Annotated in this window: 12 protein-coding genes and 2 tRNA genes; 11 read left to right on the forward strand and 3 right to left on the reverse strand. The window is 69.9% G+C overall.

The annotated features are described in order from the left end of the window. Both VJN29_RS10675 and galK read left to right on the forward strand, forming a co-directional pair. The coding region (locus tag VJN29_RS10675) for an oxidoreductase C-terminal domain-containing protein (RefSeq protein ID WP_324143614.1) at positions 1-424 on the forward strand (424 nt) is incomplete at its 5' end. Between the two features lie 240 nt (positions 425-664). Beyond that, complete coding sequence (gene galK, locus VJN29_RS10680) at positions 665-1,843, forward strand: galactokinase (RefSeq protein ID WP_324143615.1); 1,179 nt, start codon at positions 665-667, stop codon at positions 1,841-1,843. 83 nt (positions 1,844-1,926) lie between these two features. Here galK and VJN29_RS10685 read toward each other — a convergent pair whose 3' ends face one another. Then, complete coding sequence (locus VJN29_RS10685; protein ID WP_324143616.1) at positions 1,927-2,439, reverse strand: MarR family transcriptional regulator; 513 nt, start codon at positions 2,437-2,439, stop codon at positions 1,927-1,929. A 109-nt stretch (positions 2,440-2,548) separates the two neighbouring features. Here VJN29_RS10685 and icmF point away from each other — a divergent pair, with 109 nt between their 5' ends. Next, on the forward strand, positions 2,549-5,791 hold the full coding sequence (gene icmF, locus VJN29_RS10690; RefSeq protein ID WP_324143617.1) for a fused isobutyryl-CoA mutase/GTPase IcmF: 3,243 nt from the start codon (positions 2,549-2,551) through the stop codon (positions 5,789-5,791). A gap of 79 nt (positions 5,792-5,870) precedes the next feature. Continuing rightward, complete coding sequence (locus tag VJN29_RS10695; protein ID WP_324143624.1) at positions 5,871-6,635, forward strand: helical backbone metal receptor; 765 nt, start codon at positions 5,871-5,873, stop codon at positions 6,633-6,635. 105 nt (positions 6,636-6,740) lie between these two features. Here the strand turns inward: VJN29_RS10695 and VJN29_RS10700 are convergent, their stop codons facing one another. Continuing rightward, positions 6,741-7,556: a hydrolase gene (locus tag VJN29_RS10700; protein WP_324143618.1), complete on the reverse strand. Its 816-nt coding sequence runs from the start codon at positions 7,554-7,556 to the stop codon at positions 6,741-6,743. 182 nt (positions 7,557-7,738) lie between these two features. Between VJN29_RS10700 and VJN29_RS10705 the strand changes: the two genes are divergently transcribed. Further along, on the forward strand, positions 7,739-8,614 hold the full coding sequence (locus tag VJN29_RS10705; protein WP_324143619.1) for a hypothetical protein: 876 nt from the start codon (positions 7,739-7,741) through the stop codon (positions 8,612-8,614). Positions 8,615-8,651: 37 nt separating this feature from the next. On the opposite strand, the gene VJN29_RS10710 is transcribed toward VJN29_RS10705, so the two are convergent. After that, positions 8,652-9,968 carry an AI-2E family transporter gene (locus tag VJN29_RS10710; RefSeq protein ID WP_324143620.1) on the reverse strand — a complete coding sequence of 439 codons (1,317 nt, stop codon included), beginning with the start codon at positions 9,966-9,968 and terminating at the stop codon, positions 8,652-8,654. A gap of 138 nt (positions 9,969-10,106) precedes the next feature. On the opposite strand from VJN29_RS10710, the gene VJN29_RS10715 reads away from it, so the two are divergent. From VJN29_RS10715 to VJN29_RS10740, 6 genes are all read left to right on the forward strand, one after another. Next, positions 10,107-10,179: transfer RNA gene (locus tag VJN29_RS10715), tRNA-Thr, on the forward strand. A gap of 42 nt (positions 10,180-10,221) precedes the next feature. Then, positions 10,222-10,298, forward strand: a tRNA-Met gene (locus tag VJN29_RS10720). Between the two features lie 138 nt (positions 10,299-10,436). Then, positions 10,437-10,607, forward strand: coding sequence for a 50S ribosomal protein L33 (gene rpmG / locus VJN29_RS10725; RefSeq protein WP_272463621.1), 171 nt, complete (start codon positions 10,437-10,439; stop codon positions 10,605-10,607). A gap of 128 nt (positions 10,608-10,735) precedes the next feature. Then, positions 10,736-11,182 carry an FAS1-like dehydratase domain-containing protein gene (locus tag VJN29_RS10730; protein WP_324143621.1) on the forward strand — a complete coding sequence of 149 codons (447 nt, stop codon included), beginning with the start codon at positions 10,736-10,738 and terminating at the stop codon, positions 11,180-11,182. After that, positions 11,182-11,628 carry a MaoC family dehydratase gene (locus VJN29_RS10735; RefSeq protein ID WP_324143622.1) on the forward strand — a complete coding sequence of 149 codons (447 nt, stop codon included), beginning with the start codon at positions 11,182-11,184 and terminating at the stop codon, positions 11,626-11,628. The genes VJN29_RS10730 and VJN29_RS10735 overlap by 1 nt, the downstream gene beginning before the upstream one ends. 16 nt (positions 11,629-11,644) lie before the next feature. Then, positions 11,645-12,389: UDP-N-acetylmuramate dehydrogenase (locus tag VJN29_RS10740; protein ID WP_324143623.1), on the forward strand; the 745-nt coding region annotated here is incomplete at its 3' end.

Below are 12,389 nucleotides of genomic sequence, written 5' to 3' on the forward strand. Positions count from 1 at the left end.
GGTGACCTCCAACCCGGCGGTCCTCGCGATCGGCGACGCGACCGAGATGAGGACCGACGGCGTGGTCCAGCCCCGTGCCGAGCACTGGGAGGCGGCTCGGCTCGACGGCGAGCGGGCCGCGGCCACCATCCTCGGCAACCCCACGCCGACCCCCACTGCGAGCTGGTTCTGGACCGACCGCCATGGCCTCCACGTCGAGGTCGTCGGAGACCTCGGGGCCGGGCAGGTTGTCATGCGCGGGACCCTTGGCGCGCCGCCCTTCTCGGCCTTTGCGATCCGCGATGGTGTGGTGGTGGGTGCCGTGGCGGTTGACGACTCAAAGGCCGTACGAGCCGCGAGGCGTCTCATCGACCGCGCCATCCCGGTCGACCCGGAGGCCGTGGCGGACCCGTCAACCGACCTGCGACGCCTGCTGCGCGCCTGACCTCGCCTCGTCGGGACTCGCAGCCCGCTCAGTCTCGGCAAGGAGGCAGTTGGCTGCCCACGACCGGTACCGTGGCCGCGAAGGCGAGCAGCGTCAGGAGCAGAGCGCAAGCGTCCCTGCCACACGAGCCAGCGTGCCTTCCCCTGAGTGGGCGCCGGCGTCGTCATCGTCACGGCGCGAACCTGGCGTGACCCAACAGGGTGTCTCGGCGAGCCGGAGCGGGATGGGGAGGAGTGGTCCATGGAGGGTCGCAACATCCCGGTCGCCGTGGCCGGCGCCTTCCGAGACGCCTTTGCCGGGGAGCCGTCGGGTGTCTGGTCCGCTCCCGGCCGGGTCAACCTCATCGGTGAGCACACCGACTACAACCGCGGGCTCTGCCTGCCCGTGGCAATCCCGCATCGGACCTACGTCGCCGCCCGCCCCCGCAAGGACCGGCGCGTCCGGATCCTCTCCCTGCAGGTGCCGGGTGAGCGAACCATCTCGCTCGACGGCCTCCTGTCGGGCAACCGTGGTGGCTGGGCTGCCTACGCAGTCGGGGTCCTGTGGGCGCTGGAGCAGGCCGGTCATCGGATCGGCGGCGTCGACCTCGTCGTGGACGGCCGGGTGCCCCTCGGATCCGGGCTGTCGAGCTCGGCCGCGCTCGAGTGCGCCGTGGCGCTGGCGGCGGTCGATCTCTTCCGCCTCGACGGATTCCACGGTGACGAGGGCCGGCGTGCCCTGGCCGGGGTGTGCGTCCGCGCCGAGAACGACGTGGCTGGCGCCCCGACCGGCGGCATGGACCAGTCCGCCTCGCTGCTGGCCCGCCGCGACACCGCGCTCCTGCTCGACTTCGACGGTGACGTGGCGCCCCGTCACGTGTCGTTCGACCTGGCCGCGCATGGGCTCTCCCTCCTCGTCATGAACACGCGCGCGGTGCACTCCCTCGACGACGGTCAGTACGGCAACCGGCGCGAGGAGTGCGCCGCCGCAGTCGGCGAGCTCGGCCTCGGATCCCTGCGTGACGTGGCACCAGCGGACCTCGACCTGGCGCTGCGCCGCCTGTCCAGCGACCTGTTGCGTCGCCGGGTTCGCCACGTCGTGACGGAGGTCGACCGCGTGACCCGCACGGTCGCCGCGCTCGTGGCGGACGACTTCGCAGCGCTCTCGGAGCTCTTCGCGCACTCGCACGCGTCGATGCGCGACGACTTCGAGATCTCGTCCGCCGAGCTCGACACCGCGGTCGAGACCGCCATCAGCGCCGGGGCGCTCGCGGCCCGAATGACCGGGGGCGGTTTCGGGGGCTCGGCCATCGCCATCGTTCCCTCATCGGGTGTGGACGACATCAGCAGTGCAGTCGCAAACGCCTTTTCGGCCAAGGGATTCCGCGAGCCTGAGCTGTTCCCAGTCCGTGCGGACGGCCCTGCGAGGCGCGAGCGCTGAGCGCGTGAGCCGACCCACCACCCGAGGGCAGGTCCGTCGGCAGCGAGCTCAGCGGCATACGGCAAGAAGCTGGTGACGGTTGCTCAGAAGTCCCCGGCGCTGTGACGGAGTCGGGTCAGGACGTCGACGAGGGTGCGCTGGTCCCGCGGCGAGAGGACCGGCTGCTCGAAGACCTCGGCGTTCAGGGCCTTCGTCGCCCGCTCGACGAGCTCGTGACCGGAGGGCGTGAGCGCGACAAGATAGGCCCGTCGGTCGTCGGGATGCGTCGACCGGGTGACCAGCCCGGCGTCCTCCAGCCGGTCGACAGCGTTGGTGACGCTCGTCGGGTGCACCTGGAGGCGCGAGCCGATGACCTTCATGGGCAGCGAGCCGCGCCTGCTGAACCACAGCAGCATGAGCACCTCGTAGCGGGCGAACGTCAGCCCGAGGGGCCGGAGCGACGCCTCCACCCGGGCGAGGACGATCTGGTGTGCGCGCATGAGCGAGGTGATCGCGGCCATGCCGTCGGCAGCGTCGGTCCAGCCGGCCGCGGCCCACTGCGAACGCGCGCGCTCGATCGGGTCGAAGTCCAGACCGCGCCTGCCGTCAACCGTCATGCGCACATGGTAGGGCGCAGGACGCGTTGACGTCCATTAGTAGGAAGTCCTAGTATTTTCGGAGTCAGCGCTGAACCGCCGCACCGCCGCATCCCGCCCGGAGGCCCTCGTGAGCAACCAGAAGTCCGAGCTGCACCAGCCGACTCACCACGTCCGCATCGTCACGGCATCGAGCCTCTTCGACGGCCACGACGCGTCGATCAACATCATGCGGCGCATCATGCAGAGCCAGGGTGCCGAGGTGATCCACCTCGGGCACAACCGCTCGGTGCAGGAGGTCGTCGACGCGGCGATCGAGGAGGACGTGCAGGGCGTCGCCGTCTCCTCCTACCAGGGCGGTCACGTCGAGTACTTCGAGTACCTCGTCGAGCTGCTCAACGAGAACGGCGCCGGGCACATCAAGGTCGTCGGCGGCGGTGGCGGCGTCATCGTGCCCGAGGAGATCGCACGCCTGCGCAGCTCGGGGGTCACCATCTTCAGCCCCGAGGACGGCCAGCGCCTGGGGCTCGCCGGGATGATCAACACGGTCATCAAGGAGTGCGACTTCGACCCGTGGGACGTCAAGGCAGCGAGCGTCGACGCGGTGCTCTCCGGCGAGCGCGCCGCCATCGCCCGCGCCATCACCGGCGCGCAGGAGGGCGACCTCGACACCGCCACCCTCGAGGCGATCCGCGAGGCCGCCACCCGGCGCCAGGTCCCGATTCTCGGCATCACCGGCACCGGCGGCTCCGGCAAGAGCTCCCTCACCGACGAGCTGGTGCGCCGCCTCCGCCTCGACCAGCAGGACAAGCTGCGCGTGGCCATCCTCGCCATCGACCCGACGCGCAGCCGTGGCGGCGGCGCGCTGCTCGGGGACCGCATCCGGATGTCGTCGCTGGACGGCGACCGAGCGTTCTTCCGCAGCCTTGCGACGCGCGGGCACAGCCAGGTGCCGGCCAACCTCGACGACGTCATCGCGATCACGAAGTCCGCCGGGTTCGACCTCGTCATCCTCGAGACGCCGGGAATCGGCCAGGGCGATGCGGCCATCGTCGACTACGCCGACGTGTCCCTCTATGTCATGACGCCGGAGTTCGGTGCGAGCAGCCAGCTCGAGAAGATCGACATGCTCGACCGGGCCGACGTGGTCGCGATCAACAAGTTCGAGCGCCGCGGGGCCGAGGACGCCCTCCGCGACGTCGGGCGGCAGATGGTCCGCAACCGGGAGGCCTTCGGCAAGGGTCCGGCCGACATGCCGGTCTACGGGACGAGCGCCGCGACGTTCAACGATGACGGCGTCACCGCGCTCTACCAGGAGCTGCGTGGCCTGCTCGCCGAGAAGGGCATGCCGGTCGAGGAGGGCGCGCTCCCGGCCGTCGCGACGAAGCAGTCGACCAAGATCGCCACCGTGGTGCCGTCCTCGCGGGTGCGCTACCTCGCCGAGATCAGCGAGACCGTCCGCGACTACCACGCCAGGACGAGGGACTATGCGGCCCAGGCCTCCCGCGTGCAGCGCCTCGAGGCCGTCCGCGGCGAGCTCGCGGACGCCGGCTCCGACGCCGCGGGGGTCGATGCCCTGCTCGAGGGCGCTCGCCGTGACGTGCCCGCCGAGGTGGCGGACCAGCTGGCCGCATGGCCAACGATCGTCGAGTCGTACTCCGGCGACGAGCAGGTCGTCACGATTCGCGACAAGGAGATCCGCAACGTCCTGACGCGTGAGTCCTTGTCGGGCAACAAGATCCCACGCGTCGCGCTGCCGCGCTACCAGGACCACGGCGAGCTCGTGTCCTTCCTGCGCCGGGAGAACCTGCCCGGCTACTTCCCCTACACGGCGGGCGTCTTCCCCTTCAAGCGGGAGGGCGAGGACCCGGCGCGGATGTTCGCGGGGGAGGGCGACCCCTTCCGGACCAACCGCCGGTTCAAGCTCCTCTCCGAGGGCCAGCCTGCGACCCGCCTCTCGACGGCGTTCGACTCGGTGACCCTCTACGGGCGTGACCCGGACCCCCGCCCGGACGTCTACGGCAAGGTCGGCACGTCCGGCGTCTCCATCGCGACGCTCGACGACATGAAGGCGCTCTACGACGGCTTCGACCTCGTGTCGCCCACGACCTCGGTGTCGATGACGATCAACGGCCCGGCCCCGACGATCCTCGCCTTCTTCCTCAACACGGCGATCGACCAGCAGCTCGACCGGTTCCGCGAGCGCGAGGGCCGCGAGCCGAGCGGAGCCGAGGCGGCGGAGATTCGCGAGTTCGCGCTCGCCAACGTCCGCGGGACGGTCCAGGCCGACATCCTCAAGGAGGACCAGGGCCAGAACACCTGCATCTTCAGCACCGAGTTCTCGCTGAAGATGATGGCGGACATCCAGCAGTGGTTCATCGAGCACAAGGTGCGCAACTTCTACTCGGTGTCCATCTCCGGGTACCACATCGCCGAGGCCGGGGCGAACCCGATCAGCCAGCTCGCGTTCACCCTCGCGAACGGCTTCACCTACGTCGAGAGCTATCTCGCGCGGGGCATGAACGTCGACGACTTCGCGCCGAACCTGTCGTTCTTCTTCAGCAACGGCATGGACCCCGAGTACACCGTCCTCGGCCGGGTCGCCCGTCGGATCTGGGCGGTCGCGATGAAGGAGAAGTACGGCGCCAACGACCGCTCGCAGAAGCTGAAGTACCACGTCCAGACGTCGGGCCGCTCGCTCCACGCTCAGGAGATGCAGTTCAACGACATCCGCACCACGCTGCAGGCGCTCTGCGCGATCTACGACAACGCCAACTCGCTGCACACCAACGCCTTCGACGAGGCGGTGACGACGCCGACCGCCGACTCGGTGCGCCGGGCCCTCGCCATCCAGCTCATCATCAACCGGGAGTGGGGCCTGGCCGTCAACGAGAACCCGCTCCAGGGCTCGTTCATCGTCGACGAGCTGACGGACCTCGTCGAGGAGGCCGTGCTGCGGGAGTTCGACAAGATCACCGAGCGCGGCGGCGTCCTTGGCGCGATGGAGACCGGCTACCAGCGTGGCCGGATCCAGGACGAGTCGATGCTCTACGAGCACCGCAAGCACGACGGCTCGCTGCCGATCATCGGCGTCAACACCTTCCGACACCCACATGCGGACGAGGAGGAGCCGAAGACGATCGAGCTGGCCCGCGGCACCGAGGAGGAGAAGCAGAGCCAGCTCGCCCGGGTGCGCGCGTTCCAGAAGGAGCACGAGGTCGAGGCGAAGTCGGCTCTCGAGGAGCTCCGGAAGGTCGCGATCGAGGGTGGCAACGTCTTCGACGTCCTCATGCGCGCGGCTCGCGTGTGCTCGCTCCAGCAGGTGACGGAGGCGTTCTTCGAGGTCGGTGGCCAGTACCGCCGCAACGTCTAAACCCACGGGAGCTCACGGCCGCGAGCGGCCTGCGCCCCCGTGCACCCCCGAGAGGCCCGATCTGTTGAGTTCCCGTGTGATGGTCGACGACCTGGGGTATGCCGCTGAGCTCGCTTCCAGCCCCAGACGTGTCGTCTCGCTCGTGCCCTCCATCACGGAGGCGATCGCGGCGACCTGCCCGGACCGGCTGGTCGGGGCGACGGACTGGTGCACGCATCCGCCCGACCTCGACGTCGCGCGGGTGCGGGGGACGAAGAACCCGAACCTCGACGCGATCCGGGCGCTCGAGCCCGACCTCGTCGTCGCGAACAAGGAGGAGAACCGTGAGCTCGACGTCCGGCGTCTGCGCGAGAGCGGCGTGCCGGTCTATGTGACGGACATCGAGACCGTGCCCGGGGCGCTCGACTCGCTCCAGCGCCTCTTCCGGGGCGTGCTCGCGGCCGGAGTGCCGGACTGGTTGACCGCGGCTCGGGCTGAGTGGTCCGGACCGGTGCCGGAGCCCACCGTCGACGTCGCGATCGCGATCTGGCGGGACCCGTGGATGGTCGTCGGCAGCAACACGTTCACCGGCGACCTCGTGGCTCGGCTCGGCTGGCGCAACGTGTTCGCCGGTCATCGTGAGCGCTACCCCCACGTTGAGCTCGCGGACCTCGACCGACCGGACATCGACCTCGTCCTCCTGCCGGACGAGCCGTACGTCTTCACCGCCGAGGATGGCCCAGAGGCGTTCGCGCACACCCGGACCGCTCTCTGCAGCGGACGGCTGCTCACCTGGTACGGCCCGGCGATGGTCGGTGCCAGGGCCGCGCTGTCCGACGTGGTGCCCACCCCTCCAATCGAGTGAACGGCTTTCGGGCTGGAGTCGTCGGCTCCGACGGCGGGTCCGACCCCGAAAGCTGTTCACTTGATTTGCGTAAGGGGTGAGGTAGGGGTGTCGCAGGCGTCGAGGTCAGGTCAGGTGGTCGTGGTCGCCGCGCACCCACGCCGCGTGGCGGTCGGCCGAGTAGCGGATGATGGCCTTCGCATCGGACGGGACCACCGCGCCGAAGTTGTTGTAGAGCCGGTCGAAGTGCAGTCCTTCGACCTGGGCGGCGATCCGCTGGACGACGTTGCCCGACAGGGGCAGGCGGTTCGGGTAGCTCCGCATGAAGCTGACCGTCTTCCGGTCCGGGTTGGTGAAGATGGCATCGCCGGCGAGCAGCACACCGCGGCCCTCGTTGCCGGTTGCCCACTCCACGACGGTCTGGCCCGCGAAGTGGCCCCCGACCCGGTGGAGGGTCAGGCCGGGAGCCACCTCTCGGTGCTCGTCGTAGAACTCGACGAGCTCGGGCCGCCGAACCCACTCGCGGTCGCGATCCGCGAGGATCACGGGTGCGCCGAGGGCCTTGGCCCACTCGGTCTGGACGCCGTACATGTGCGGGTGGCTCGCGGCGACGGCGAGCGTCGGACCGAGCCCGAGCACGGACTCGACCGCGGCGTCGTCCACATAGCCGACACAGTCGAACAGCAGCGTCCCCTCCGGTGTGCGGATGAGCATCATCTGTTGTCCGATGCCGACCTCGGGCTCCGCCCGCAGTCCCCAGAGGTCGGGCTCGACCTCGGTGATGACGATGCGAGTCCCCCTGTCCCGCAAGGCTTCAAGGGTGGTCCACTGCTGCCCCTCAGCTGGTACCCACTGCCTCTCGTCCTCGCAGATCGCACACGTCTGGGGCGGGCTCCCGCTGTCCGCGGTCTCCACGCCACACGTCGCACAGATCCAGACCATGGGTCCACCTTGGCTCAACCGACGGCGGGGAGGCAGGTCCATTTCGGGCCCAGTGGACCGGTCCGCACCGGACCAGAACCGATCGAGTGAACAGCTTTTGGCCCGGAAGCTGTTCTCTCGATCGGCTGGGGGATGGGCTCGGCCGACGTGAGGACTGCGTCGAGGACCGACACAATGAGGTCGTGATCCTCCACCTGCGAGCCGCCGTGCAGCAGCTCTACGCCGCCACCCCGAACCGGTTCACCCCGCTCCGCGCGGAGCTGGTGGCCCAGGCCAAGGAGGCCGGCGACGCAGACCTCGCGAAGCAGGTCGGCGCGCTCCGCAAACCGACCATCGCGGCGTGGGCGATGAACCACTTCGTGCGCACGCGGCCCGACGACCTCGCGGAGTTCCGGAGCTTCGCCGAGCTCCTTCGAGAGGCGCAGCGCACCCTCGACGCCGACCAGCTCCGGGTCCTTGGCCGCGAGCGCGCCAAGCGCATCGACGCCCTCGGGCTCGAGATCGCGGCCGCCGCGAAGGACGCCGGGCAGTCCGTCGGTGCCGGCGCCCTGGCGGAGGTGCACGAGACCCTCGTGGCCCTCATCGGTGACGAGGAGGCGGAGAAGAAGGTCCTCACCGGCGCCCTCGTCAAGGCCCTCAGCTACTCCGGATTCGGGTCGGTCGACATCGAGGGCGCCGTCGCCATCGAGGACGACGAGCCGGCCCTCACCGTCATCGAGGGCGAGGGTCGTCGAGCCGACGGGGAGGCCACGTCAACCGTCGACCTCGAGGAGCGGCGGCGGGCCAAGCGCGAGGCCCAGCGCAACCGACTCACCGGAGCCCTCCAGGTCGCGAGGGACGCGACCCGAGAGGCCGACCGCCAGGTCGCCGTGCTCTCCGCGCGCCAGGAGGAGGTCACCGAGGGCATCGCCGACCTGGAGCGGAGGTTGGCGACGGCGCACGAGCGACTGGCCAAGGTCACCACCGACCTCGAGCAGGCCACGGCTGAGCGAGACCGTCGCGAGAATGCCGAGGCCGCCGCCCAGCGCGCGCTCGCCGACCACGACGCGGACTCCTGAGACAGCGGAAGCCGGCTCAGCGGCATACGGCATGCACTCAGGAGCGATGCCCGAGAAGGCGACGGAGGCGGCTGCGGGTGTCCCTCGCCTCTGCCTTGACCGGTGAGTCCCGAACCTCCCGCTCACCGGGCTGAAGCTCCGCGAGGTGAGGCACCAGCTCGTACTTGTGCGAGTAGACGTCGAACAGCGCGAGGAGCAGGGCCGCAATCGGGACCGCGACGAAGGCGCCACCGATCCCGAAGAGCGCAGCCCCGAAGAGCACGGCGCCGAAGGACACGGCCGGATGCACGTCGACGGCATAGGCGGAGATCCGCGGCTCGAGCGTCACGTTCTCGATCTGCTGGTAGACGATCGCGAAGGCGAGCACGGCCAGGCCCTGCCAGGGCTTCTCGCCGATGAGCCCGATGATGACGGGCAGCGCGATGGCGATGTACGTGCCGACGGTCGGGACGAACTGGGCGACCACGCCGGTCCAGATGCCCAGCGCGAGCCAGTAGGGCATCCCGATGATGAACATGAAGAGCGCGGACAGGCTGCCGCAGATCACCGCCAGCACGACGCGTGCGGTCACGTAGCCGCCGGTCTTTCGCACCGCGAGCTCCCACATCAGCCCGAACACCTCCTGCTGCCGCTGCGGCACGAGCTGACCCAGCCAGCGCCGAAGCCGTGGCCCGTCGGCGGAGAAGTAGAACGTGAAGAAGACGAAGGTCAGCGTGCTGAAGGCCGCCGCCACGACCGAGGCGACGAAACCGAGCACGCCACCGGCGAGGTTCTGCGCGATCGTCGTCAGCGTCGAGGTGCCGACCCCGAGCCGGTCGAGCATGTGCTGGTAGTCCAGCTCGACGCCGAAGCGCTCGGCTGCCCACTTCGTCAGGTCCTCGAGGAGCTGGGGCACCGACTGCGCGAAGGTGCCGATCTGGTCGGACAGCAACCGGCCGAAGAGGAAGAGAAACGCACCGAACAGGAGGAGGCTGCCGAACATGACGATCGCGGTCGCGACCCCGCGCTTCATCGACGTGCTGAGCTTGGCGACTGCGGGCTCCATGGCGATGGACGCGAGGAAGGCGAGGATGAGCGAGAAGATCACCCCACCGGCGTCCGAGAGGACGAACCTGGCGAGCGCGACGAGGCCGACCACGGCCACGACCACCCAAGCCGCCCGCCAGACGCTGTAACGGTCGAGGTGGATCTGGACGTCGGTGGCGTTGTCGGGTGTCCGGGACCGGCGGTCCTCCACGGACTCAGGGCGGCGGTCGTCCACCGCCTCCGGCTCGAGGTCGGCCTCCGGGCCGGGGTCGGCCTCCGGGCGGGGGTCGGCCTCCGGGCGGGGGTCGGCCTGCGGTTCGTCGCTCATGGACGCATCCTTGCAGCGGCGGGACGGGCGCGCACCGCTGGCACGCACGGCTTCCCGATTTCGTGTCCACCCGGTCAACCGTGTAGTCTCACCGTCGCACAACAGGTCAGCTCACCGCCTCGCGCACGGGCTGGCCGTGCCCCAATAGCTCAGTCGGCAGAGCGTTTCCATGGTAAGGAAAAGGTCTAGGGTTCGATTCCCTATTGGGGCTCTGGTCGGTCGGCATGGCCCTCGCGGGCTCCCGGCAGCCCATGGCGGGGTAGCTCAGCTGGTTAGAGCGCACGACTCATAATCGTGAGGTCGCGGGATCGAGTCCCGCTCCCGCTACCACGACGATGAACAGGCGAGACCCGGGCGATTTCAGGAAACGTCCGGGTCTCGCGTATTCTTGGTCGTCGCGTGCGCGCTCTGCGAGCGCGCGACCCCGAGACCCGATTCACCCCGAAGCCCTTCCGAGAGCAGGTTGTTGTGGCCAGCAAGAGCACGGACGTCCGTCCCAAGATCACCATGGCGTGTGCCGACTGCAAGCACCGCAACTACATCACGAAGAAGAACCGCCGCAACAACCCGGACCGGCTCTCCTTCAACAAGTTCTGCCCGAACTGCGGCAAGCACACCGAGCACCGCGAGACGCGCTGATCGCGTCTCTCGCTCGCGAAGCTCCCTCGGCCACGTCGCCGGGGGAGCTTTTCTCTGCCGTATGCCGCTGAGCTCGCTCCCCGAGGCACGTGCGCTCCCAGCCCGCCCGCGCCGATAGGCTGGCCGCCATGCCGGTGAACGCTGACTTCCAGGGACGCACGTACCCGCCGACGGAGCCCTATCGCGTGGGCGCGGCGAAGATCCGTGAGTTCGCCGACGCGGTCGGATCCGACGACCCCGTGCACACCGATGTGGAGGTCGCCCGGGGGCGCGGTTACGCGGACGTCATCGCGCCGCCCACCTTCGCGGTCCTCGTCGCCCAGCAGTGCGACGCGCAGCTGATCCGGGATCCGGAGGCAGGCATTGACTTCTCGCGGGTCGTCCACGGCGAGCAGAGGTTCGTCCACCACCGCCCGCTCACCGCTGGCGATGTCGTCATCGGCACGCTCCACGTGGACACGGTCCGTCAGGCGGGCGGTCACGCGATGGTGACGACGCGCACGGAGCTCGCGACCGAGGCGGGCGAGCCGGTCTGCACGGCCACGTCGACCATCGTCATCCGAGGAGGCGAGTGATGAGCGAGCCCACCGCAGCCACGACCGTGCGTCGGGCGGCAGACGTCTCCGTCGGTGACGAGGTGCCGGGCAGGACGATCCACGTCGACCGCGCGCGGCTGGTCCAGTACGCCGGGGCGTCGCTCGACCGCAACCGAATCCACTGGGACGAGCGCTTCGCCACGTCGGTCGGTCTTCCCGACGTCATCGCGCATGGCATGTTCACCATGGGCTCGGCCGTGACGGTCGTCAGCGAGTGGGCGGGCGACGCGGGCCGGGTCGTCGAGTACGGCACGCGGTTCACCAACATGGTCGTGGTGCCCTACGAGGGTGGTGCCGACATCGAGGTGTCCGGCGTCGTCAAGGCAGTCGACCCCGAGACGAAGCGGGTCACCGTGGAGCTGACCGCGACGGCGGCCGGCCAGAAGGCGCTGGGGCGCGCCCTGGCCGTCGTCCAGCTCGACTGACCGGCTGGCGCGGCACGTGCGAGAGGAACACGGCGTCCCCCTGTCGTCGCTGACGACGATGCGGGTCGGTGGTCCGGCGTCGAGGCTCGTCACCGTCGAGACGACGGACGAGCTCGTCGACGCAGTCCGCGAGGTCGACGACGCGGGGGAGCCGCTCCTCGTGCTCTCCGGAGGGTCGAACCTCATCGTGGCGGACCAGGGGTTTCCCGGCACCGTGGTGCGGATCGCCACCGCGGGTGTCACGCGGGAGTCCGTCGACTCCTGCGGCGGGGCCATGGTCCGGGTCGCGGCCGGAGAGGACTGGGATGGCCTGGTGGCCTGCGCCGTGGAGCAGGGCTGGGCGGGGATCGAGGCGCTGAGCGGCATCCCGGGCCTGACGGGGGCCACCCCGATCCAGAACGTCGGCGCCTACGGCCAGGAGGTCGCGCAGACCGTCGCGCAGGTGCGCACGTGGGACCGTGAGGAGCAGGCGGTGAGGACGTTCTTCAACGCCGACTGCCGGTTCGGCTACCGGCACTCGCGGTTCAAGGGCACCGACCGCTTCGTCGTCCTCGACGTGCTGTACCAGCTCGAGGTGGCCGACCTGAGCCGTCCCATCGCGTACTCGGCGCTCGCCGCCGGCCTCGGTGTCCCGCTCGGCACGCGCGTGCCGCTCGCCGATACCCGAGCAGCGGTGCTCGATCAGCGGCGCAAGCGCGGCATGGTGTTGGATGCCGCTGACCACGACACGTGGTCGTGCGGGTCCTTCTTCACCAACCCCA

Source organism: Intrasporangium sp. (genome assembly GCF_035280925.1).
Classification (GTDB): Bacteria; Actinomycetota; Actinomycetes; order Actinomycetales; family Dermatophilaceae; genus Intrasporangium.